Annotated in this window: 23 protein-coding genes; 16 read left to right on the top strand and 7 right to left on the bottom strand. The window is 70.9% G+C overall.

The annotated features are described in order from the left end of the window. The first annotated feature begins 1 nt into the window (after position 1). The 8 genes from VJ976_RS04095 (at position 2) to VJ976_RS04130 (ending at position 7,963) form a co-directional block, all read left to right on the top strand. Entirely contained in the window at positions 2 to 697 is a 696-nt protein-coding gene (locus VJ976_RS04095; RefSeq protein WP_324098839.1) for an AzlC family ABC transporter permease, read from the top strand. Then, positions 694 to 1,011, top strand: coding sequence for an AzlD domain-containing protein (locus VJ976_RS04100; protein WP_324098840.1), 318 nt, complete (start codon positions 694 to 696; stop codon positions 1,009 to 1,011). Before VJ976_RS04095 ends, VJ976_RS04100 begins: the two co-directional genes overlap by 4 nt. Before the next feature lie 121 nt (positions 1,012 to 1,132). After that, positions 1,133 to 1,501 (top strand): hypothetical protein, encoded by a 369-nt coding sequence (locus VJ976_RS04105; protein WP_324098841.1) that lies wholly within the window; start codon positions 1,133 to 1,135, stop codon positions 1,499 to 1,501. Then, positions 1,498 to 2,658 (top strand): aminotransferase class I/II-fold pyridoxal phosphate-dependent enzyme, encoded by a 1,161-nt coding sequence (locus VJ976_RS04110; RefSeq protein ID WP_324098842.1) that lies wholly within the window; start codon positions 1,498 to 1,500, stop codon positions 2,656 to 2,658. Before VJ976_RS04105 ends, VJ976_RS04110 begins: the two co-directional genes overlap by 4 nt. A 115-nt stretch (positions 2,659 to 2,773) precedes the next feature. Continuing rightward, positions 2,774 to 5,443, top strand: coding sequence for an alpha/beta fold hydrolase (locus tag VJ976_RS04115; protein WP_324098843.1), 2,670 nt, complete (start codon positions 2,774 to 2,776; stop codon positions 5,441 to 5,443). Continuing rightward, a complete protein-coding gene (locus VJ976_RS04120) occupies positions 5,440 to 6,252 on the top strand; it encodes an ABC transporter permease (protein WP_324098844.1) in 813 nt (270 codons plus the stop codon). The genes VJ976_RS04115 and VJ976_RS04120 overlap by 4 nt, the downstream gene beginning before the upstream one ends. A gap of 173 nt (positions 6,253 to 6,425) precedes the next feature. After that, positions 6,426 to 7,682, top strand: a complete 1,257-nt coding sequence (locus tag VJ976_RS04125; protein WP_324098845.1) for a cation:proton antiporter — start codon at positions 6,426 to 6,428, stop codon at positions 7,680 to 7,682. Positions 7,683 to 7,774: 92 nt separating this feature from the next. After that, positions 7,775 to 7,963, top strand: a complete 189-nt coding sequence (locus tag VJ976_RS04130) for a PspC domain-containing protein (RefSeq protein WP_324098846.1) — start codon at positions 7,775 to 7,777, stop codon at positions 7,961 to 7,963. Between the two features lie 15 nt (positions 7,964 to 7,978). Here VJ976_RS04130 and VJ976_RS04135 read toward each other — a convergent pair whose 3' ends face one another. After that, the gene (locus tag VJ976_RS04135; protein ID WP_324098847.1) at positions 7,979 to 9,178 is read right to left on the bottom strand and encodes a multidrug effflux MFS transporter; all 1,200 of its coding nucleotides are present in this window, start codon (positions 9,176 to 9,178) and stop codon (positions 7,979 to 7,981) included. 89 nt (positions 9,179 to 9,267) lie between these two features. Further along, positions 9,268 to 10,287 (bottom strand): DMT family transporter, encoded by a 1,020-nt coding sequence (locus VJ976_RS04140; RefSeq protein ID WP_324098848.1) that lies wholly within the window; start codon positions 10,285 to 10,287, stop codon positions 9,268 to 9,270. Between the two features lie 115 nt (positions 10,288 to 10,402). Here VJ976_RS04140 and VJ976_RS04145 point away from each other — a divergent pair, with 115 nt between their 5' ends. From VJ976_RS04145 to VJ976_RS04155, 3 genes are read left to right on the top strand one after another with little or no spacing between them, the layout of a single operon-like run. Beyond that, positions 10,403 to 10,960 (top strand): CGNR zinc finger domain-containing protein, encoded by a 558-nt coding sequence (locus VJ976_RS04145; RefSeq protein WP_324098849.1) that lies wholly within the window; start codon positions 10,403 to 10,405, stop codon positions 10,958 to 10,960. Next, complete coding sequence (locus tag VJ976_RS04150; RefSeq protein ID WP_324098850.1) at positions 10,957 to 12,090, top strand: PLP-dependent aspartate aminotransferase family protein; 1,134 nt, start codon at positions 10,957 to 10,959, stop codon at positions 12,088 to 12,090. The genes VJ976_RS04145 and VJ976_RS04150 overlap by 4 nt, the downstream gene beginning before the upstream one ends. Further along, positions 12,090 to 12,386 (top strand): YciI family protein, encoded by a 297-nt coding sequence (locus VJ976_RS04155; protein ID WP_324098851.1) that lies wholly within the window; start codon positions 12,090 to 12,092, stop codon positions 12,384 to 12,386. The genes VJ976_RS04150 and VJ976_RS04155 overlap by 1 nt, the downstream gene beginning before the upstream one ends. Here the strand turns inward: VJ976_RS04155 and VJ976_RS04160 are convergent. After that, a complete protein-coding gene (locus tag VJ976_RS04160) occupies positions 12,383 to 13,303 on the bottom strand; it encodes a carbamate kinase (protein ID WP_324098852.1) in 921 nt (306 codons plus the stop codon). The genes VJ976_RS04155 and VJ976_RS04160 overlap by 4 nt on opposite strands. Before the next feature lie 136 nt (positions 13,304 to 13,439). Here VJ976_RS04160 and VJ976_RS04165 point away from each other — a divergent pair, with 136 nt between their 5' ends. From VJ976_RS04165 to VJ976_RS04180, 4 genes are all read left to right on the top strand, one after another. After that, positions 13,440 to 14,273: a peptidoglycan-binding protein gene (locus VJ976_RS04165; protein ID WP_324098853.1), complete on the top strand. Its 834-nt coding sequence runs from the start codon at positions 13,440 to 13,442 to the stop codon at positions 14,271 to 14,273. A gap of 166 nt (positions 14,274 to 14,439) precedes the next feature. After that, positions 14,440 to 16,104, top strand: a complete 1,665-nt coding sequence (locus VJ976_RS04170) for an FAD-binding dehydrogenase (protein WP_324098854.1) — start codon at positions 14,440 to 14,442, stop codon at positions 16,102 to 16,104. Next, a complete protein-coding gene (locus VJ976_RS04175) occupies positions 16,105 to 17,088 on the top strand; it encodes an alpha/beta hydrolase (RefSeq protein WP_324098855.1) in 984 nt (327 codons plus the stop codon). A gap of 4 nt (positions 17,089 to 17,092) precedes the next feature. Further along, positions 17,093 to 17,599 (top strand): NUDIX hydrolase, encoded by a 507-nt coding sequence (locus VJ976_RS04180; protein ID WP_324098856.1) that lies wholly within the window; start codon positions 17,093 to 17,095, stop codon positions 17,597 to 17,599. Between the two features lie 21 nt (positions 17,600 to 17,620). Here VJ976_RS04180 and VJ976_RS04185 read toward each other — a convergent pair whose 3' ends face one another. Together VJ976_RS04185 and VJ976_RS04190 are read right to left on the bottom strand one after the other, a co-directional pair. Continuing rightward, positions 17,621 to 18,601 carry an NAD(P)H-quinone oxidoreductase gene (locus VJ976_RS04185; RefSeq protein ID WP_324098857.1) on the bottom strand — a complete coding sequence of 327 codons (981 nt, stop codon included), beginning with the start codon at positions 18,599 to 18,601 and terminating at the stop codon, positions 17,621 to 17,623. A 23-nt stretch (positions 18,602 to 18,624) separates the two neighbouring features. Next, entirely contained in the window at positions 18,625 to 19,992 is a 1,368-nt protein-coding gene (locus VJ976_RS04190; RefSeq protein WP_324098858.1) for a NupC/NupG family nucleoside CNT transporter, read from the bottom strand. 96 nt (positions 19,993 to 20,088) lie between these two features. Here VJ976_RS04190 and VJ976_RS04195 point away from each other — a divergent pair, with 96 nt between their 5' ends. Further along, positions 20,089 to 20,919: a transglutaminase family protein gene (locus tag VJ976_RS04195; RefSeq protein WP_324098859.1), complete on the top strand. Its 831-nt coding sequence runs from the start codon at positions 20,089 to 20,091 to the stop codon at positions 20,917 to 20,919. 56 nt (positions 20,920 to 20,975) lie between these two features. Here the strand turns inward: VJ976_RS04195 and VJ976_RS04200 are convergent, their stop codons facing one another. Together VJ976_RS04200 and VJ976_RS04205 are read right to left on the bottom strand one after the other, a co-directional pair. Continuing rightward, the gene (locus tag VJ976_RS04200) at positions 20,976 to 21,815 is read right to left on the bottom strand and encodes a transglutaminase family protein (protein ID WP_324098860.1); all 840 of its coding nucleotides are present in this window, start codon (positions 21,813 to 21,815) and stop codon (positions 20,976 to 20,978) included. A gap of 4 nt (positions 21,816 to 21,819) precedes the next feature. After that, entirely contained in the window at positions 21,820 to 22,746 is a 927-nt protein-coding gene (locus VJ976_RS04205) for an alpha-E domain-containing protein (RefSeq protein WP_324098861.1), read from the bottom strand. Positions 22,747 to 22,807 lie beyond the last annotated feature (61 nt).

Raw genomic sequence — 22,807 nt, forward strand, 5'->3', positions numbered from 1 at the left:
CATGTCCGAGCCGGCGCGGCGGGGTCTGCGCACCGCCCTGCCGCTCGCGGTCAGCGCCCTGCCCTTCGGCCTCGTCTACGGCGTGGTCGTGGTGGACAGCTCGATCTCGCCGTGGGTGGGGTTGGCCGGCTCCTGGCTGATCCTGGCAGGCGCAGCGCAGATCAGCATGGTCGAGCTGCTCCACGCCGGAGCGGCATGGCCCGTGGTCATCGGCACCGCTCTGGTCATCAACACCAGGATGGCCCTGTACAGCGCCGCACTCGCCCCCGCCTTCTCCGCCTTCGACCGCAGGTGGCGGTGGACACTGCCCTACTTGCTCACCGACCAGGCCGCGGTCGTCTCGATCAGCGAGTTCGAGCACCGCCGCGACCCGCGGGAGCGGCGCGTCTTCTACACCGCGGCCGCCTTGCTCATTGCCGGGTTCTGGTGGGTCGGTTCGGTACTGGGTGTCCTCGCGGGTGGCTCGATCCCGGAGGAGACCAACATCGGATTCGCGGTCCCGGCCATGTTCCTGGCCTTGCTCGTCCCGTCCTTGTCCAACCGCCCGACGGTCCTCGCGGCGGTGACGGCCGCGGTCGTGAGCGTGGCTGCAGCCGGGTTGCCCAACGGTGTCAACATCACCGTGGCCGCGCTGGCCGGGATCGCCTCGGGTCGACTGGCGCTGGGTCGCAGCCGCTCCGCGGAGGCCATGCCATGAGTCCCTTGCTCCAGATCATCATCGCGGGCGTCGGGACCTACCTGCTGCGTCTGTCCTTCATCGGGCTGTCCGCCCGGCTGGGCGCGCCCTCCGCCCGCACCGAGGCGACCCTGGGCCTGATCGCGCCCGCCGTGCTCGCGGCGATCATCGCCGACCAGCTCTTCGTCGGCGACCAAGGGCTGGTCGTGCAGTGGAGCTGGTGGATCGGCGGCGTCATCGCCGGTCTGGTCGCCTGGCGGTGGCGCTCGGCCGGCATCACGATGGTGGTCGGGCTGGTCTGCGTGTGGGTGCTCGACGCGATGCTGGGCATGTGACCCCGACCGAGCTCGGCGATGCTTCCCGGTGGCGTCGCGGCCGACGCTGGGCACCCGCGACCCCGCCGAGTGGGGTGGCGCACACCGGCTCTGCGCGGGCTGATCGCCGCAAGGGCAGGGAGTGGGTCACAGTTTCCCCAGGACGAATGGGGCACGTCCGGCCGAGGAGCCGAGCGCCGAGGGTGGGGAACAGCCGCCGGAGCAGGCCGGTCGCACGCGTGAGGAGAGCTCCAGCACCGCCACGGGGGTCGACGACTGGCGCGTCGAGAGCGACCCCGCCTCGGAGGTGACGGCGGCCACCGGGCAGGGCGGGTCCGACCCCGTCGGTGGGCAGGCGAGCCACCCCGGGCCGGACAACAGCGAGGGGACGCTCGTGCAGGCACCAGCCGGGGGCAAGATGGGCAGCGAGGAGCCGGCCAGCGACCAGGAGGCGGAGGAGCTGCAGTCCTTCGCCGCTCGGGCGACCGACGAGATGCACGAACAGTCGTGATCGCCGACCTTCCCGACTTCGAGCTGGAGGCGTACTTCTCACGGTGGCAGGGGTCGATGACCCACTCGTTCACCGCCTCGGAGGCTGAGACCATGACCGTGGGCGAACTGCTCGCCCTCGCCGGGGAGCCGCTCGAGGCGCTCGCCGAGGTCGACCTGGGTTACCGGTCCAGCGCCGGTTCGCCGTCGCTGCGCTCGGAGATCGCCGCCACCTACGGCCAGGTCGGCGCCGGCGGCGTCCTCACCTTCGCCGGAGCGCAGGAGGGCTTGTTCTGGACGCTGGCCGAGCTGCTGCGCGGCGGCGGACACGCGGTGGTCACCGTACCCAACTACCAGTCCATGGAGTCACTGCCCCTGTCGAGCCCGGCCGAGGTGACGGGCCTGCCACTGTGGCGCGGCTCCGGCGCAGACCTGCGTTGGGAGCTGGACCTGGACCGCCTGGAGGACATGCTGCGCCCCGACACGCGCGTGGTAGCGGTCAACTTCCCGAACAACCCCACCGGATACCTGCCCGGTGAGGCGACGTTCCGCACGCTGGCCGCGATGTGCGAGGAGCGGGGGATCTACCTGGTCAGCGACGAGGTCTACCGAGGGGTCGAGATCGACCCGGCCGACACCTTGCCGCAGGTGGCTGACCTGAGCCCACTAGGGGTGAGCATCAACGTGATGTCCAAGTCGTTCGGGCTGCCCGGAGTGCGCGTGGGTTGGGTGGCGAGCCAGGACACGGCGCTGCTGGCCCGGCTGGAGGGCCGTAAGCACTACACGAGCATCTGCAACCCCGGGCCCAGCGAGTATCTCGCCACGCTCGCCTTGCGTCACGCCGACCAGATCCACGAACGGGTGCGGGGGCTGATCGCGAGCAACGTCGAGCTCGCCGCCGACTTCTTCGCCGAGTTCGGTGACCTGGTCGCGTTCGAGTCCCCGCGGGGAGGGTCGGTCAGCTTCCCGCGCTATCTCGGCACGGACGGTGTCGAGACGTTCGTGCGGCGATCGGTCGAGGAAGCCGGGGTGATGATGCTGCCGGCGTCGGTGTACCAGAGCCGACTCGCGCCCACTCCCCTGGACCGCTTTCGCCTGGGGTTCGGCCGCGTGGGGGTGCCGGCCGCGATCCGGGCGCTGCGGTCCCATCTGAACGGCGAGGACCGCCTGTCCGCCTGACCCGACGCGAAGCGGGCCGGATGGCCGTGGTGGGATGACGGGAACGACGACGCGGGCGTGCCGCGTTGTGAACCAGCATCCGCATCCCCTCTACCGCGAAGGATCCGCTCGTCGCATGGCCTCTTCCCGCCTCGGTGCCGCTGCGCGTACGGCCCGCGCACGCCTCGCTGTCGCCGTGGCGGTCGCGGTCGCGGTGGCAGGTATCGCCGTAGCGCCTCTGGTGCTCCCGTGGCCCGCGCTGGCTGCCGCCGAGCGCACGGAGATCGAAAGCATGCGGGTGCCGGTCGGCGACGAGCCGGACGGCTCCTCGGTGCAGCTCGACGTCGACCTCTACCGCCCCGACGAGACGGGGTCGGCGCCCGCCGTCGTCCTGGGTCACGGGTTCGGGGGCAGCAAGGACGACGTGGCCGACCGGGCACAGCGCCTCGCCGGTGAGGGCTTCGTGGTGCTGGCCTACTCGGCTCGAGGTTTCGGCGACTCCGGCGGGCGGGTCCACCTCAACGACCCTGACTACGAGATCGCCGACGCGCAGGTGTTGATCGACGAGCTGGCCGACGATGACCAGGTGCGCCAGGACGCCGCCGGCGATCCCCGGGTCGCGGTGGTCGGCGGCAGCTACGGCGGCGCCATGGCGCTGATGACGGCGGGTGCTGACTCCCGGGTCGACTCTGTCGTCGCCTCGATCACCTGGAACGACCTTGGCCGCGCCTTCTACCCGCAGGCCGCTGCCGGGGTCGGCGACCCTGGGCCGTTCAAGAAGCTGTGGGCCTCGACGTTCTTCACCGCTGCCCTCGGCGAAGGCGTCGACCCGGGTGCAGCCGGGCAGGTGTGCGGCCGCTTCGACCCCGAGCTGTGCGCGCAGTTCCGTGCCGCCATGGAGTCTGGGGACAGTGGGGACGATGGAGGTGACGCCAACGCCGTCCTGCGCGAGCGGTTGCGTGAGCACAGCCCCGCGCCAACGCTGGCTGACGTCACGGCGCCGACCTATCTCATGCAGGGCATGTCGGACAGCCTCTTCGGCCTCGACCAGGCCGACGCCACCGCGCGCGCTCTGCTGGAAGCGGGGGCTCCGGTGGCCGTCGACTGGTTCAACGGCGGCCACGACGGTCAGACCTCGGTCGCCACCGCACAGCAGGACGAGGGTGGCCCGCCCGGCAACGACGGCTCGACGCTCGCCAGCGAAGAGGGCAGCAACATCGAGGAGGAGCAGTTCCAAGACACGCTGACCTGGCTGCGGGGGACCTTGGCCGGGCGGGACAGTCTGGGTCAGGGCAGCCTTCCCCTACCCGCATTCACCTACCGTGCGCCACCCCCGCGCGGTGATGAAGCCGCGCCGGCGTACACCCTGGACGCCTATCCCGGTCTGGGCGGCGTGCGCGGGGAAGCGACATCGGTGCCGCTACGCGAGCCTGCCGTCCCTGCTCTGGTCAGCCCGCCCGGGGCGGTTCCGGAGTCGCTGACCATCGTGCCTGGCGTGGGTGGAGCACTGGCCGCCGTGTCGACCTATCAGCTCGCCGCCCTGCCCGGGCAGCACGTGGCCGTGGACACCGAGCCGGTGGAGGAAGCCACCCTGGTGGTCGGCGCGCCGGAGATCAGCCTGCAGGTCACCTCCTCGGCATCACAGAGCAGCCTGTTCGTCTCGCTGTGGGAGGTGCAGCCAGGTGGCCCGGTGCTGCCGCGTCGCCTGGTCGCCCCGGTCGAGGTGCCGCTCAGCCCCGGCGAGCCGCAGCGGGTCGATCTCACCCTTCCGGGCGGTACCTGGCAGATGTCGGCCGGATCGACCTGGCGTGTGCTGGTCAGCGCCACGGACGGCTCGTTCCGGGTCGACCCGGCGACGCGGGTCGACCAGATCGCCCTCGCTGAGCCGGCCTTGACCCTGCCCGTCGCCGAAGGGACCGAAGTCAGCACCGCCAGCGGCGTGGATACCGAGGTCGTGGGTGTCGCCTCGGCGCTCGGCGTGCTCCTGCTCGTCGTCGCGGTGGCCGGTCTGCGGGCTCGTCGGCGGCCCCACCCCGAGGCGCCGCAGTGGCGCGACGTCCCCCTCGTGGTCAGCGGGCTCACGAAGGCGTACCCGGACGGTCACCGCGCGGTGAACGACGTCTCCTGGCGGGCCGAACGCGGGCAGGTGGTCGGGCTCCTGGGTCCCAACGGTGCCGGCAAGACGACGACGCTGCGGATGGTGATGGGCCTGATCACCCAGGACGCAGGCACGGTGCATGTCCTGGGGCAGCGGGTCAGCGCAGGGGCTCCGGTGCTGCAGCGAGTGGGCGCGCTCGTCGAGGGCCCGGGCTTCCTGCCGCACCTGTCGGGGCGCGACAACCTCCTGGCGTACTGGGCGGCCACCGGTCGCCCCGCGGGCGAGGCTCGTCTGGCGGAGGCGCTGGAGATCGCGGCGCTCGGTGATGCGGTCGAGCGCCCGGTGAAGTCCTACAGCCACGGCATGCGCCAGCGTCTGGGCATCGCCCAGGCGATGCTCGGCCTGCCCGAGGTGCTGATCCTGGACGAGCCGACGAACGGTCTCGACCCGCCGCAGATCGCGGCGATGAGGCCCATCCTGCAGGACTATGCCGCCGAGGGGCGCACCGTCGTCGTGTCCAGCCACCTACTCGCCGAGGTGGAGATGACGTGCTCCCACGTGGTCGTCATGCACGCCGGAGAGGTGCTGGCCGCGGGGTCGGTGAAGGAGGTCGGGGTGGCCGAGGGTCGCAACCTCGAAGAGGTGTTCCTGAGCACGATCGCCGGCGCCGCGCCTGGTTCGGCGCTCAACGCGGTGCGGCCCCGATGAGCGGCACCGCGCTGTCGGTGCGCGTGGAGGCGCGGCGACAGCTGACCAGGCTGCGCACCAGGTGGACGTTCGCGGTCCTGTTGGTGCTGCCGCTCGTCGTCGTCGGCGCCTACGCCCTCGGCGACGGCGACGGGGAGGGCCAGCGCTTCTCCGACCTCGCGACGCTCGGGTCGGCGAACTTCGCCATCTTCATGCTCTTCGTCACGGCCCCGCTGCTGTTGCTGATCGTGGCCGCGCTGTTCGTCGGTGACCCCGTGCCCTCGGAGGCCTCGTGGGCGTCGTTGCGCTACCTGCTCATCGCTCCGGTCTCCCGTGCGCGGCTGCTCACGAGCACGTTGCTGGTGGGGCTGGGCGCGACGGTGGTCGCCATGCTCACGCTGCTGCTCTGGGTCCTGCTCGTGGGTGGCCTGTTCTACGGGTGGGACTCGCTCACCCTTCCGGTGGGGGGCACCCTCGACTGGCCGACGATGCTGGGCCGCCTGGCGGTGGCCTCCGCCTATATCTTCGTCGGCCTCCTGCCGTTCGCGGCCATCGCCTTCTGGATGGGAGTGCGCACCGACGCGCCCCTCGGCGCGGTCGGAGTCGCGGTGCTCGCCTCCATTGTCTCTTCGATCCTGGACGCACTGGACGCGTTGGGAGACTGGCGCCGCGGGTTGCCCAACCACTACGCGTTCGAATGGGTGGGCCTGTTCTCGCCCGAGGCGGACTACGGGGCGCTGTTGCCGGGGGTGCTGTGGGCCCTGCTGTGGGCCACGGTGTTCGTTGCCCTCGCGTACCGACACTTCTCCCGCAAGGACATCGTGAGCTGAGGGCCACTTCTCAAGCCGCCTTCCTCGCCGTCGAGGGGAGCTCAGCGCCCCGCGCGCCACGGCTCCTGGGTGCACGTGCGCGGACAGCGGCGGGATCGACCGTGGCAGGCTGGCCAGATGAGCAGGCTGTCCGGTGCCGATGGAGCCGGCGGAGACCGTGACGGGCAGGCGCGATGACCGAGGTGCTGCTCATCGCGACGGTGGTGTTCGCCTACGCGCTGGTCTCCGCTCCGCTGTCCGCGTCGGTGGTGACCGCCCCGATGGTGTACACGACGGTGGGCTTGCTGTTCGGCGCAGCCGGCACGGGTTGGTTCGGTCTCCAGGCCGACAGCGAGGCCATCTCGATCGTGGTGGAGGCCACGCTCGTGCTGGTGCTGTTCACCGACGCCGCTCGGATGAACGTGCCCTCCCTACGCCACGACATCGCCATCCCGGCGCGCCTGCTGGGTCTCGGGCTGCCCCTCACCCTGCTCGCAGGCACGGTGACCGCGGCGTGGCTGCTGCCCGAGATCTCCTGGTCCGGTGCGTTCCTGCTCGCCGCGGTGCTGACCCCGACCGACGCCGCGCTCGGACAGGCAGTGGTCAGCGACCAGCGGTTGCCCGTGCGAGTGCGGCAGAGCCTGAACGTGGAGAGCGGCCTGAACGACGGCCTCATGGTCCCGGTCGTGGCGGTGGCCATCGCCTTGGCGGCCAGCGAGGACAACCCCGCCGCGCCGAGCGACTGGTTCTCCTTCGCTGCGCAGCAGATTGTGGTGGGGGTCTCATGCGGCCTCCTGGTGGGTCTGGTCGGAGGCAGGCTCCTGCGACGGGCGGCCCGGGCCGGAAGGGCCGAAGGGGTCAGCCGACAGCTGGCCACCCTGTCGCTCGCCGCAGCGGCGTACGCCAGCGCAGAGCTGCTCGAAGGCAACGGGTTCGTGGCCGCTTTCCTGGCCGGGATGGTGTTCAGCGTGGCCGCCGGCGCCCAGCATGTGGAGGCGTCGGACTTCACCGAGGACGAAGGAGACCTGCTGAGTGCGGTGACGTTCGTGGTGTTCGGGGCGGTGCTGATCCCACCGGCGCTGTCATCACTGAGCTGGCCGGTGATGGGGTACGCCGTGCTCAGCCTCACCTTCGTCCGTGTCCTTCCTGCGCTCCTGGCGCTGCTCGGGTCGGGTCTGCTCGTCCAGACGCGCCTCTTCCTCGGCTGGTTCGGGCCACGCGGCCTGGCCACGATCCTCTTCGCCCTCCTCGTCGCTCAGGAGGTCGACGGCCCCGAGGCCGCTCTCATCGTCGATGTGGCGACCTGGACCGTGTTGGTCAGCGTCTACGTGCACGGCGCCACGGCCAGCATCTGGACGGGCCGGTTGGGTGCCCGCCTTGCCGCAGCCCCGGCCGACCACGCGGAGGCGGCGCCCAGCGTGGTGCGGCCCACCCGGCGCAGGCTCGGTTGAGCTGCGCAGCCTCGGCACGAGCCGAGCGCTCAGGGGGCAGTCAGGGTCCTCCCCGGTGGTCCGTCGCCCCCGTGGGGCATAGCGTGCACTGTATGAGATCTACGACGCTGTACCGCCCTCGCTCCAACCGGATCATCGCCGGCGTCTGCGCGGGCCTGGCCTACAGGTTCGGCCTGAGCCCCACCCTGGTGCGCATCCTCACGGTGCTGTCGTGTCTGCTGCCCGGCCCCCAGTTCGTCGCCTACATCGTGATGTGGATCATCATGCCCAAGGGTGACTGACCCCCACGACCTCGCTCAGCCCTGGGTCTCCCACGCCATGGTGGCGATGATCTCCCGCGGACGTGCGAGGAGGAAGTAGAAGGCCAGCGAAGCCACGCTGCACCCCACCATGATCGCCGCCATGGGCACCGCGTTGGTGGTGTCGAACGCGCCGGAGATGGGGGAGATGAGCGCGCCGAAGGTGAAGTTGCTGGCGCCGAGCACGGCCGCCGCCGACCCGGCGCGCCTGCCGTGGTCGTTCAGCGCGATCACCGGGCAGTTGGGCATGACGAAGCCTACGGTGCCCATCACCAGCACGACTCCCACGACCACCGGCCACACGCCGAGGCCCAGGAGCGAGGTGATGAGAAGCGAGGTGGTGATCACGACCGCCGCCGGCAGAGCCACCATGACGATCCGGGCCGGGTGCACCCGCTTGACCAGCGAGCCGTTGACCTGGCTCGCTATCGTCAGGGCACCGGCACCGGCGGCGAACACGATCGCGTACTGCTGCACGCTCATGCCGTACAGGTCTTGGAAGATGAACGTCGCGCTCGAGATGTAGGCGAACAACGACCCCATCGCCGTACACGCCGTCAGCACCAGCCCGACGTACCGGCGGTCGGTCAACAGCACCCGGTACGAGGCCAGCGCCGGACGCGGCCCCGCCGCTGACCGCCGAGCGGGCGGCAGGGTCTCCTGCGCGCGTAGGACGGTCACCGCGAGCAGGACGACCCCGAAGGCGGCCAGTCCCCAGAAGATGCTGCGCCACGGCCAGAAGTGCAGGAACTGGGCGCCGAGTGTGGGCGCGATGATGGGAGCCACCCCGACGATGAGGAAGAGCCGCGAGATGAAGGTGGCCATGGCGGAGCCGCTGTACAGGTCCCGCACCATGGCCTGGGCCAGCACCATCCCGGAGGCAGCGGTGAACCCCTGGAGGAACCGCAGGAGGAGCAGGGTCTCCACGCTCGCGGTGACCGCGATGGCGATGGAGGTGACCACGTACACGCTCAGCGCCGTGAGCAGAGGGATCCGGCGTCCGACCGCGTCCGAGACGGCCCCGATCGTCAGCTGTCCGGTCGCCAACCCGACCAGGGTGGCGGTCAGCGTGAGCTGAACGACCGCCTCCGTGGTCCCCAACTCCTCGACCACCGTGGGGAAGGCCGCGAGGTACATGTCGATGGTCAGCGGCCCGATGGCCACCAAGGCGCCGAACAGCAGCAGACGCGACAGCATCGACGGCTCGCGCCCCGCGGAGGACGGAGCCGTCGATGCTGGTGATGACAGCCCGGAGGGCTCACCTCGGGCCGGGGACTCGCGCAGACTCACTGACGAGGCAAGGCCGCACCGCGGTCGGGATATTCCTGGCCGCCGAGCCGGGTGGACTCGCGGCGACCGGCGAACGCACTCGCCGGCGGTGTCTGTCCGTCTGGTTCCTCGTCGAGCTTGACGGCGACGACACCGGCCAGGATGACCGCCCCGCCGAGCAGCTGGATGAGCCCGGGCAGCTGGCCGAGCAACAGCCAGGCGAACAGCACGGAGAAGAGCACCTCGGTGAGGCCCACGAACGAGGCCATCTTCGAACCCAGCTGTCGCGTGGCGACGACGCCGATCCCGTAGGCCACGGCGGCCGCTCCCACTCCCACGCTGACCAGGCTCACCCAGAAGGGCATCGTCGTTCCGGCGAGCACCACCGGTGCGGTGGACCACGACCACTCGGCCCAGCCCAGCGCCCCGGCTGCTGCCAGGCTGACCGCGCCGAAGACGAGCCCACCTGTCGCGATGGCGAGCGGGGGAGTCCCGTGCGTGTCGTCGCTGCCGAGCACGAAGTAGGAAGCCAGACCGACTGCGGCCAGCAGGCCCCAGAACAGGCCCATCGAGCTGATCGCGGTCGCACCGAAGACGTTGAGCACCAGCGCCAGGCCGACGACGGCGAGGGCCATGCCGACGACCGTCAGCGTGCGCGGTCGTTGCCCGTGCACGCCCCACAGCCACAGCACCACCAGCAGGATGCCCAGATACTCCAGCATGATCGCCACGCCGACGTCGATGTGCTGAACAGCCTGGTAGAAGGCCCCTTGAGCGACACCGACACCGAGCGCACCGAAGAGGACCATCGTGGGCCAGCTCCGGCGGAGGCTCTCCCAGCGTCCACGCATCACCACGACGGCGGGAGCGAGCAGAACCAGCGCTCCGATGGCTGCCCGTCCGGCGACTGCGGCCACGGGGCTCCATCCGGTCTCGAGCAGTGACTTGCCCAGGGCGCCCGAGCTGCCGAAGGCGGCTGCCGACACCAGCGCCAGGACCAGGCCTCGCTGGGGCGAGATCGTGTGGACAGCGGTCATCGTCGTGCCTCCTTCAGGATGCGGTAGGGCCGGGGGACGCGATGACAGATCAACCCGTCATCGGTCATACGCGTTACACTCATGACGATATGACCTCGTACCGTCAGGAGTCAAAATGGTTTTCGCTCATGACACCGAGGAGGCGTTGATCGCCGCGGCGGCGCTGGCCAACACGGCCATCGAGCCCGACTCGCTGACCACAGTGAGAGAGCTGGACACCTTCTACGAGGAGTGCGGGTGGAAAGGGCGCCACGCACGCACCGCGGCCGAGCTGCGCGACGTGCGCTCGCTGCGACCGACGTTGCGGTCCTTGTGGCTAGCTGAGGTCGAAGAGCAGGTCGCGGGCATCAACAGCCTTCTGCGTGAGGCGGACGCGCTGCCTCAGGTCGTGCGGCACGACGGTTTCGACTGGCACCTGCACGCCACCACCCACGACCAGCCACTGGCCACCCGGATGGCGGTGGAAGCCTCGATGGCCATGGTCGATGTCATCCGCATGGGTGAGACGCAGCGGTTGAAGACCTGCGAGGCGGACGGGTGTGAGTGCATCTTCGTCGACCTCTCCCGGAACCGTTCGCGGCGCTACTGCAGCACCGCGTGCAGCAACCGCATGGCCGCGGCCGCCTACCGGGAGCGGCGGAGCGAGTCCGACGGGGAAGAGGACGGACAGTGACGACCGCAGACGGCGACCGGTGGTCGCTGGAGACCGAGACGGTGGCGGCGGGCCGCCCCCCGCGGGAGCCCGGCGCCCCGGTGAATGCTCCGGTGACCTTCACCTCGACCTACGTCGCCGACGCCGACGACGTAGACCGTCTCGCCTACGCCCGCGTCGGCAACCCCACCTGGACGGCCTTCGAGGAGGCCGTGGGAACCCTCGAAGGTGGGCACGCGCTCGCGTTCGCCTCCGGGATGGGGGCGATCTCGGCCGTGCTGGGTCAGGTCCCGTACGGCGGGGTGGTGCTCGCACCACACCGCGCCTACAGCGGGACGACGAGCCTGCTCGACGAGATGGCCGCCACTGGAGCGCTACGGGTGCGACGCGTCGATATCGCGGACACCGAGGACGTACGCCATGGCCTCACCGCTGGACCTGCAGTCGACCTGGTCCTGGCGGAGTCCCCGACCAACCCGATGCTGGAGGTCGCCGACCTGGCCGCCGTCGCCGAGGCGGCACACGCGGCCGGGGCGATCGTCGCGGTGGACAACACCTTTGCCACGCCGCTGCGTCAGCGGCCGCTGGAGACGGGGGCCGACATGGTGGTCCACTCGGCGACGAAGTACCTGTCCGGACACTCCGACGTGCTGCTCGGTGCGGTGGTCACCCCGCACACCGCCCGGGGTCGGGCGGACCGGGAACGGCTGGCGTCCCACCGCACCTCCCGCGGCGCGATCCCGGGGCCGATGGAGGTGTGGCTGGCCTTACGCGGGCTGCGCACGTTGGCCCTGCGGGTCGATCGCAGCGAGGCCACGGCTCAGATGCTGGCCTCACGGCTGGGCGACCACCCGGCGGTTGCCCGCGTGCGCTACCCGGGATGGGGCGCGGTCGTGAGCATCGAGATCGCCCACGACGTGCCCACCGCTGAGCTGGTCTGTGCCTCCACCCGCCTGTGGTTGCCCTCGACCAGTCTGGGTGGGGTGGAGTCCCAGATCGAGCGGCGCCGACGACACGAGGCGGAGGTCCACACGGTGCCCGACACGTTGCTGCGCCTGTCGGTCGGCATCGAGAACGGGGAGGATCTGTGGCGCGATCTGCGCGCCGCGCTGGACCACGCCCGCCGCGCCCCGGCTGACAGGATGCCCTGATGACGACCTACCTGGTGACGTACACCTACAGCGGCGACGCGGGGCTGCGGGACGAGCACCGGCCGGTGCACCGGGAGTTCCTGCGCGACCTGGCCGCTGACGGCGCCCTCCTGGTGGCCGGTCCCCTGCCCGATGCGGAGCCGCCCGTGGCGGTGCTCGTGCTCCGCGCCAGCGGGGAGGAGGAGGTCCGTGAGCTGCTGCGCGAGGACCCGTTCCAGCAGCAGGGACTCCTCGAGTCGGTCCAGGTGCAGGAGTGGACGACGGCGGTCGGCGGCTGGCCGCCGTCCGAGGGCTAGGAGAGCTCGGCCGTGACGTAGGTCCCGGCTTCGCCGCGGAGCAGGTCGACCGCGGCGTCCAGGGTCCCGATCGCGGCAGCCTTGCCCTTGCCCCCGTGCTCGACGAACCGGCACACCGCCTCGACCTTGGGCCGCATCGACCCTGCGGGGAGGTCGAGGGCCCTCATCTCGGCCGGTGTCGTGTGCCGGATCGGGCGGGCCGCCTCGGTGCCGTAGTGGGCGACGACGTGCGGCACGTCGGTCAGCACCAGCAACCGGTCGGCCTGCAGGCGGCTGGCCAGCAGCGCGGCAGAGAGGTCCTTGTCGATCACCGCTTCGACCCCGAGGAGGTCGCCGGTCTGCGTGCGCATCACCGGGACTCCGCCGCCTCCCGCGCAGACGACGATGATGCTCTCGTCGAGGAGATGGTCGATGAGCTGGGTCTCGATGACCTCCTGCGGCTTCGGCGAGGGGACGACCCGGCGCCAGTGCTCACCGTCGGCCTTGACCTGCCAGCCGTTCTTGGCCGCCATCGCCTTGGCCTCGGCCTCGGGGTAGACCTCGCCGACGAACTTGGTCGGGTCAGCGAAGGCCGGGTCGGCTGCGTCGACCAAGGTCTGGTTGATGATGGAGGCGAACTGGCGGTAGGGCCGCTGGTTGCCCATGGACTGCAGGATCCAGTAGCCGATCAGCCCCTGCGTCATCGCCCCGAGCGCATCGAACGGGTAGGACTTGGTCAACCGGGGGTCGGCGGCGCTCTCCATCGCCAGCACACCCACCTGCGGCCCGTTGCCGTGGGTGATCACGACCTGGTGCTCGTCCACCAGCGGTGCCAGGGCGCGCGCAGCCGCCTGGATGTTCTGCAGCTGGCTGTGTGCATCCGGAACCTGCCCCCGCTGCAACAGGGCGTTGCCGCCGAGCGCTACCACGACCCTCATGTCCTTGCTCCCGTCACACCGTGCAGGGTATGCCGTGCGCACCGGTCGCATCGCGGCGCGCTGTATCACCGAGCGCCGCAGGTGCTCTGTCTGATCAGCCCACCCACCCGGGTGAGCCGATAGCGAGGAGACAGTGATGAACGTCGAACCATGGATGGACCTGGCGGCCGGCGACCCCTCCGAGGGCGTGGTCCGTGCCGCCCAGCACCTGCTCAACGCCGCTGGCGCCGGCATCGTCGCTGACGGCATCTTCGGCCCCCAGACCAGCGCCGCCGTCAGTGACCGCCAGAGCGCGGAAGGCCTCCCGGTGACCGGAGCCATCGACCCGCCGACCTGGATCCACCTCGTTCGCACGGTCCGGCGCGGCGACACCGGGGATGTCGTGCGCGCGGTGCAGTCGGTTCCCCCCGCCTCGGTCGCGGCGCCACCCCTGACGGTCGACGGAGTGTTCGACTCCGAGACGGAGAGCTATGTCGAGTTCCTGCAGGGGCTGTACGGGCTCACTCGCGACGGGGTCGTCGGACGGCAGACCTGGTCGTTCGCCCAGGCGCTGCGACCCGGGGTCGCGCTCTGGCCCCTCGTCGGGCCCTCGCCATACGCCCGCACTCGCGCTGCGTGTGTGCAGCATCTCCTGAACGCGGCCGGGGCCGGCCTGGAGGTGGACGGGATCTACGGGCCGCTGACCGGTGAAGCCACCAGGGTGTTTCAGCAGACGCTGCGGGCGCTGTACATCGGGAGGGTGGTCGGCCAGCTCGACTGGCCGGCCTTGATCGAGACGGTGGGACCGGGAAGCTCCGGAGATGTCGTCCGAGCCGCGCAGGTGCTGCTGGGGGGTGTCGAGGTCGACGGGGTCTTCGGGCCCCTGACCCAGCAGGCGGTCGAGATCGCCCAGTCTTTCCAGCTGGTACCGGTGGACGGTGTGGTCGGCCCACAGACCTGGCTCGCGATGCTCGTCGGGACCCACGAGTGAGGCTGTCTGCCGCAGCGCACGCTGCGAGTGCTGCTGGGGGCTGATGCATCGGCGACCGCGGAGGGACGCCCGGCGCGAGGTCGCTTCCTCGTGAGCGGCACCGACCTGCGCTGCGGTCGCGATACGTTGAGCCCGGCTCTTCGCTTCCGCAGATCGGAGTGTGCAGATGAAGGTCGACGTCGCCGTAGTCGGTGCGGGACTCGCTGGGCTGGTCGCGACCGGCGAGCTTCTCCGGGCCGGTCGCAGCGTGGCGCTGCTCGACCAGGAGTCGACGGACCACCTGGGTGGGCAGGCGTGGTGGTCCTTCGGTGGGCTCTTCCTGGTCGACTCCCCGGAGCAGCGGCGGATGGGGATCAAGGACAGCGCCGAGCTGGCCTGGTCGGACTGGCAGGGGTCCGCGGAGTTCGACCGCTTGAGCGGCCCGGACGCCCAGGACCGGTGGGCGGTGCCGTGGGCCAAGGCGTACGTCGACTGGGCGGCCGGAGAGAAGCGCGGCTGGCTGCGCAAGCGGGGTGTGTCCTTCTTCCCCGTGGTGGGGTGGGCTGAGCGAGGTGACGGCACGGCCCGTGGTCACGGCAACTCGGTCCCCCGGTTCCATCTGACATGGGGCACCGGGCCCGGGGTGGTAGAGCCCTTCGAGCGGTCGGTGCGCGAAGGCGTGCGATCCGGTCGAGTCCGGCTCCTCGGCCGCCACCGGGTCCGCGAGCTGCTCACCACCGACGGTTCCGTGAGCGGAGTCCGCGGCGACGTGCTGGTGACCGACCGGGCCGAGCGGGGGGCCGCCAGCAGCCGCAGCGTGGTCGACTCCTTCGAGATCGGCGCCCAGGCCGTGGTCGTCACCAGCGGAGGCATCGGCGCCAATGTGGCGCTGATCCGCGAGTTCTGGCCCGAGCGGCTCGGCGCCGCGCCGGAGCACATGCTCACCGGGGTGCCGGCATACGTTGACGGCTCGATGCTCAGCGTCGCCTCCGAGGTGGGGGCGCGCATCGTCAACCGCGACCGGATGTGGCACTACACGGAGGGTCTGGGCAACCACACGCCGGTCTGGGCCGGGCATGGGGTTCGGGTGCTGGCCGGGCCTTCCGGAATGTGGCTGGATGCCACCGGGGCCCGGCTTCCGCCCCCCTACTTTCCCGGGTTCGACACCCTCGGGACCCTGCGCCATCTGCGCATGACGGGCTACGACCACTCCTGGATGGTGTTGACCCGCTCCATGCTGGCCAAGGAATGGGCGCTGTCGGGGTCCGAGCAGAACCCGGACCTGACCGGGCGGTCCGTGCCCGGGGTGATCGAACGCGCTCGCACGGACGTGCCCGCCCCGGTGCGTGCGTTCGTCGAGGCCGGGATCGACATCGTGTCCGGCAACTCGGTGGCCGAGCTGGCGGCGCGGATGAACAGCCTGGCCGGCTCGGCGCTCATCGACCGGCGAGAGCTGCAGAGCACCATCACGGCTCGGGACGCCCAGCTGGCCAACCCGTTCGGCAAGGACTCCCAGCTGTCCGCCGTCAACGCAGCCCGGGAGTACCGCGGAGACCGGCTCATGCGCACCGCCAAGCCGCACCGGCTGACCGACCCCCACCACGGCCCCCTCCTGGCCGCTCGCATGCGCACCCTGACCCGCAAGACGCTCGGCGGTCTGCAGACCGACCTTCGCTCGCGGGTGCAGTCCTCCGAGGCGGCTCCCGTCCCGGGGCTTTACGCGGCTGGCGAGGTCGCCGGATTCGGCGGCGGCGGCATGCACGGCTACCGCAGCCTCGAGGGCACCTTCCTGGGCGGCTGCCTGTACTCCGGTCGCAGCGCCGGCCGTGCTGTCGCCGAGGATCTGCGCTAGGTGGAGACCGAGGAGCACGGGCCATTCCCACCCGGAGCCTTCGCCTCGTTGCTCGGCGCCCGGGTGCACTGGGTCGACTTCGGCGGGCCGAGCGAGCCCGGGGCCCCACTGTGCGTCCTCGTGCACGGTCTGGGTGGCTCCACCGTGAACTGGGAGTCGGTGGTGCCGCACCTGCTGGGCCGGTTTCGCTGCGTGGCGCTGGACCTGGCCGGCTTCGGCCGCACCGACCCGGGACCACGCCGCGGGACGGTCGAAGACAACACGGCGCTGCTCGCCTCCTTCGTCTCGATGGTGACCGCGGACTCCCTCTCCCGGACGGTGGTGCTGGTCGGGAACTCCATGGGCGGCCTGATCTGCGCGCGCTACGCCTGCTCGGTGGCGCCGCCCGGTGACGTGGGGGCGGCCTCGGCGCGGCCGGCCATCGCGGGCGTCGTCCTGCTGGACCCCACGGTCCCGCCGGCGCGCCTGGTGCCCGGTCCCGGCGGGGTCCTGGCCGCCGGGCTGTACGCGGTTCCCGCCGTCGGGCGTGCGGCGGCTCGAGCCCGCCGTTCCTGGCGCACACCTGAGCAGAACGTCGGGGACACCCTGCGGTTGTGCACGGTCGACCCGGCGCGGGTGGACCCCGACGTGGTGGCTCGACATCTTCCCGTGGCGCGGCGGCGTGTGACGCATCCTGAGATGGACCGGTTCTACAGCGACGCGGCACGCTCGATCCTGTGGCACCTGGCTCACCGCTGGGCCACCGACGCGACCTACGCGAGCCTGACGATGCCGGTGCTGCTGGTGCATGGCACCCGTGATCGGCTGGTGCCCTTCTCCGGCGCCGTCAGGATCGCCGGTCAGAACCCCGGGTGGCGGTTCGTGCCGGCGGCTGACTGCGGGCACCTGCCGATGCTCGAGCATCCGCGGTGGCTGGCAGGCCACATGCACCGATGGTGGAGCGACATCGCCGGGGACGCCGGGTCCGTTCCTGTGGTGGACTGACGCCATGGGCGACGTGACGGCGTGGCAGCGCAAGGCGCTGACCGCTGCCCTGCTCGTCTTCCAGCGGCTTCCGGAGCGGCTGAAGCGGGTCCTGGTCCGTGCCGGAACGCCGCACTACACCGTGGGGGCGGTCTGTGCCGTGCAGCACGACCAGGCCGTGCTGATGCTGAGCCAGCCGCACCGCGCCGGCTGGAGCCTGCCCGGAGGCCTGCTGGAGACGGGCGAGACCCCGACCGAGGCCGTGGTCAGGGAGGTTCTGGAGGAGACGGGCTTGCGGATCGACCCGGGTGACCAGGTCGCGGTGGGTGTGCATCCCGAGGGTCAGAGCGTGGACGTGATCTTCCGCGTCGTCGTGGACCACCGCCCCGACCTCGAGCTGTCCTCGGAGGCGCGACGGGCACGGTGGTTCGCTCTGGACGACCTGGCGGACATGGACGAGGACACCTCGCGCATCCTTGCCGTGCTCCGCGGGGCAGGGGCGGATCCCGTTCCCGGGCGGCTGCGCTCCTGACCAGGCGAACGGGAAACGCGGTCAGAGGGTGAGCAGGATCTTGCCGATGTGCTGGCTGTCCTCCATGGCCCGATGGGCTTGCGCCACCTGCTCCAGCGGGTAGGTCGCGTGCACCAGCGGGCGCACCGTTCCTGCCTCGATGAGCGGCCAGACACGCTCGCGGACGGCGCCGACGATGGCCGCCTTCTCCGGCGTCGACCGTGCCCGCAGGCTGGTGGCGCTGATGCGACCTCGCTTGCCGAGCAGCCGCGCGAGGTTCAGCTCGCCCTTGACGCCGCCGAGCAGGCCGATGACGACAAGCCGTCCCCCGGGCGCCAGAGCCCTGACGTTGCCGTCCAGGTACTTCGCCCCGACGACGTCGAGGATCACGTCCGCCCCCGCGCCCTCGGTGATTTCTTGCACTCGCTCGACGAAGTCCTCGTCCCGGTAGTTGATGCCGGCGTCGGCTCCCAGAGCACGGCAGGCGCGGAGCTTCTCCGTCGATCCCGCCGTCACCACCACCGTGGCTCCCAGGGCGTGGCCCACCTGGATGGCCATGGTTCCGATGCCGCTGGACCCTCCGTGCACCAGCAGGGTCTGCCCGCGGCTCAGGCCCGCCTCGATGACCACGTTGCTCCAGACCGTGCAGGCCACCTCGGGAAGGGCCGCGGCGTCACGCAGGCTCACCCCGCTCGGCACCGGCAGTACCTGACCGGCCGGGACGGCGACCTGCTCGGCGTACCCACCCCCCGCGAGCAGGGCGCAGACCTGGTCGCCGGGGTTCCACGCGCTGACTGCCTCGCCGACGCGGCTGACCGTGCCACTGACCTCCAGGCCGGGCAGCTCGGAGACACCATCCGGTGGCGGGTACACGCCCATCCGTTGCATCACATCGGCCCGGTTCACCCCGGCCGCCACGACGTCGATGACGATCTCCCGGGGGCCGGCCTGCGGAGGCGGCACGTCGTCCCGCACCGTCAGGACGTCGGCGTCTCCGAACTCGGGGAGGGTGACTGCTCGCATGGGCCCCGACCGTGGGAAGGGTGTCAACCGATGAGGATGCCCGCGATGGCCGCGCTCATCAGGTTGGCCAGGGTCGCGGCCGCGATCGCGCGCAAGCCCAGCTCGGCGATGTCGCGGCGCCGGTCCGGCGCGATTCCGCCCAGGCCACCGAGCAGGATGCCCAGCGAGCCGAGGTTGGCGAAGCCGGTCAGGGCGAACGTGATGATTGCCCCGGTCTTCTCGCTGAACGAGTCGATCTGCGGCGCGAAGTCGGCGAAGGCCACGAACTCGTTGACCACGATCTTCTGCCCGACGAAGCTGCCCGCCTGCACGGCCTCGTCCCAACCGACGCCGATGACGAACATGATCGGCGCGAACACATAGCCGAGAATCTTCTCGAAGGTGAGGTCGCCGGCGCCGAACCAGCCGCCCACCAGGCCGATGAAGAGGTTGATGAGGGCGATGAGCGCGATGAAGGCGAGCAACATCGCCCCGATGTTCAGCGCCAGCCGGAGGCCATCGGCGGCTCCGGACGCAGCCGCGTCGATGACGTTGCGGTACTGCATCTCGTCCAGGCCTTCGGGCTCGTCCTCGTGCTCTTCGTCCTGGTCTCGGTGCTCCTCGGTGCCGGACCCGTCGTCGGTCACGGTGTCGTCCCGGTCACCGGAACGAGAGCTGGCCGCTCCCGAGCCGCCAGAACCCGACCCGGCCGCCACCTTCTCCTCCTGTGGCGCCTTCTTCGTCTGGTCGACCTCGACGTGGGGCTGCTCGGGCATGACGATCTTGGCCATCAGCAGGGCACCGGGAGCGGCCATGAAGCTGGCAGCGATGAGGTACTCCAACGGCGCCCCGAGGAGCGAGTAGCCGACGAGCACGGAGCCCGCCACGGTCGACAGGCCTCCGACCATGACGGCGAACAGCCCCGAGCGCGAGAGGCCCTTGACGTAGGGGCGGATGACCAGCGGCGCTTCGGTCTGACCCACGAAGATGTTCGCTGCGGCGTTCACCGACTCCGCCCGGTGGGTGCCGAGCAGCTTGGCGATGGCGCCGCCCAGCCCTTCGACGACGCGCTGCAGGATGCCGAGGTGGTAGAGGACGGCGGTCAGAGCCGCGAAGAAGATGATGACCGGAAGGACCTGGAAGGCGAAGACCAGGCCCTCCTCGGGCAGGACCGGGCCGAAGACGAACTCGATACCGGCGTTGGAGGAGTTGATCACGGCCTGGACGCCCAGGGCGGCCTTCTCGAGGGCGAACTGCCCGGTCGACCAGTACAGCACGATGACGCCGAAGCCGAGCTGCAGGGCCAGAGCGGCCCCGACGGTCCGGAGTCGAATGGCGCGCCGGTTCGTCGACAACAGCAAAGCCAGCGCCAGCAGCACCACCATGCCACCGAGGCCCCACAGGACGTTCATATTCGGATCCTCCTTGATCGAAGTCGATACACGGTAGCGGTCGGACGGCGCAGACGGTAGTCGGCTGCGCCCGTGGTGAGGTGACAGCATGTGCGGATGCATCGCACCGTGACCGCCCGCATCACCGCCACCATCAGGTCGACCGCCGAGCTCGCGCTGTCCGTGGTGGTCGCCCGCAGCGCTTCCGTTCTCGAAGAAGAGCTGACGATCCGCGTGGACGGCCGCGAGCTGGAACGCGAAGAGGTGCCCGGCGCCGGCGATGCCCGCTGGCACCTGCTGACCGGCGTTCCGGCCGGGGAGCTCGTGCTCGAGTACCACGCTGCAGTGGGCAGTGGGGGGGCGGCGACCGCCCTCAGTCCGGGAGAACGGATCAGCTACCTGCGGCCGAGCCGCTACGCCGACACGGACCGGCTGGAGGGCACGGCGCGAGCTCTCTTCCCCCGGTCCGTCGGGGCCGACGACGCGCGCGACGGCGACGAGGATGTCGCCATGCTCCACGCGGTGCGCGACTACGTGGCCACCCAGACCGCCTACATCGTCGGCTCCTCCCGGGTGACGGACGGCGCCAGCGACACCTACGTGGCTCGTCGGGGGGTGTGCCGTGACTTCGCCCACCTGACCCTCGCCCTGCTGAGGGCGCGAGGCATCCCGGCCCGCCTGGTCAGCGCCTACGCTCCCGGCTTGCGGCCGATGGACTTTCACGCGGTGGTCGAGGCCTGGGTGGCCGGCGCCTGGCACGTGGTCGACCCCACGCGCCTGGCCCCTCGTTCGTCGCTGGTGCGCATCGCCACCGGCACCGATGCGGCCGAGACGGCGTTCATGACGACCCACTCCGGGGACGTCCGGTTCGGCAGCCTCGCCGTCACGGCGGTGACCGAGGGCCCGCTTCCCGAGGACGACCACACCGCACTGATGCAGATCGCCTGAGACAACGCGGCGGGAACGAGCCGTGGTCGCCGCTGCTGTTCCGGGTGGCTCTGGCGTCAGGCCAGCTGGGTCAGCTCCACCTCGACGAACATCTTCGAGGTGCCCGAGCCGGTGAAGATGCCGCGCAGCGGAGCCACGTCGGCGTACTGGCGTCCCTGGGCCACCTCGACGTGGCGGTTGCCCGGCTGCACGGCGTTCGTCGGGTCCGCTCCTACCCACAGGCCGTCCCAGTACCTCACCCACGCGTGCGACTCGCCGCGGTAGGTCGTGCCGATCTCGGGCTCGCGCGGAGGCATCAGGTAGCCGGAGACGTAGCAGGTGGGGATGCCGACGGCGCGCAAGCAGCCGATGGTGAGGTTGGACTTGTCCTGGCAGACCCCTTCACGACGTTCCCAGGCCTCGGCGGCCAGAGTGCGCACTCCGGTAGCACCGGAGACGTAGGCGATCTCACGGTGGATGAGGTCGACCACCTCGCGGGCGCAGTCGGCGGGAGTGGCTGAGTCGGTCGCGATCTGCCGCACGACGGCCAGCAGATCGGCCGGCGGCTCCACCTGGGCGCCGAGCTGCAGGTACTCGCTGTGCTCACCGGCCGTGTCGGGGTGTCGGATCTGCTCCCACGACATCCCCTCACCCTCGATCACCGGCCGCTGCACGTTGACCGTGGCGGCGGAGGTGACGGTGAGCGACTCGTGCCGGTCGTGGACCTCGAAGGCGGTGGCCGTGGTGCCCCAGTAGTCGTTGTAGGTGTGCGTCCACGCCGAGGGCGAGATGTCCATCCGGGTATGCAGTACCTGCTGGTGCAGCGTCGAGCGCGGGGTCATCCGTGCCTCGTTGTAGGACGCACTGGCCGCTCCGGCGTACTCGTAGCCGGTCTTGTGCACGATGCGCAGCATCATCGGCTCACCTCACCCCCGCTTGCCAGGTGACCGAGGCCGCGCCCTCGAAGTAGCGGAAGGCCACGGCGTCGTTCGCCTCGCTGCACGTCTTCTGCAGCGCCGTCATCCGGGCGGGAAGGTCGGTCAAGATCTCCGACAAGGGCTGGTACTCCAGTTCGGCTCGGGCGCGACCGATCAGTCGCATGGCGTCTCCGGTGAACCCGGCGCGGCGCTCGCCGACGTCGAGGTTGACCAGAGCGGACTCGGCTCGGTTCAGTGAGAACAGCAGCGAGCGGGGGAAGAGTCGGTCCAGCAGGAGGAACTCCGCAGCCTCGCGGTCGGAGTCCGCGCCGCGGTAGGTCCGCACGAACGCGTGGTGCGCCCCGCACGCTCGCAGCGTCGTCAGCCACGCCTGCGGGGAGTCCGCGTTGTAGGCGGCGGCCTCGATCATGCGCGCGGTCATGTCGATGCGTTCCAGGCTGCGCCCCAGCACCAGGAACTGCCACCCCTGGTCGTGGCTCATCGTGGAGTCGGCGGTCCCGGAGATCACCGCACAGCGTTCGCGGACGGTCTGACACGCCTGCGCGGGGCGGGCCCGCTGGATGTGACCGCGCTGCAGGATGTTCCAGGTCGTGTTGATCGCCTCCCACACCTCGGTGGAGACGACCTCGCGGGAGCGCCGTGCACTCTCGCGAGCACCCCAGAAGGCCGAGACCATCGAGGCGGGCGACTGCGGATCCCATCCGAGCAGCCGCATCACGGAGGCCTGGTCCGCCTGCTCGGTCGCGTCGACGCCCATGACGGCGAGCAGCGCCTGCGAGGCGAGCTCCTCGTCGACCACCGGGTCCTCGAGGAGGAGCTGAACGTGCACGTCCAACAGCCGCGAGGTGTCCTCGGCGCGCTCCAGATAGCGTCCGATCCAGAACAGCGACTCGGCGATGCGGCTCAGCATGGCTCTGCCTCCCGGCTCTGCTGCTGCTGTTCCTCCTGGGTCTTGGTGGCGGCCGACTCCT

The organism is Ornithinimicrobium sp., from assembly GCF_035267225.1.
Taxonomy (GTDB): Bacteria; Actinomycetota; Actinomycetes; order Actinomycetales; family Dermatophilaceae; genus Ornithinicoccus.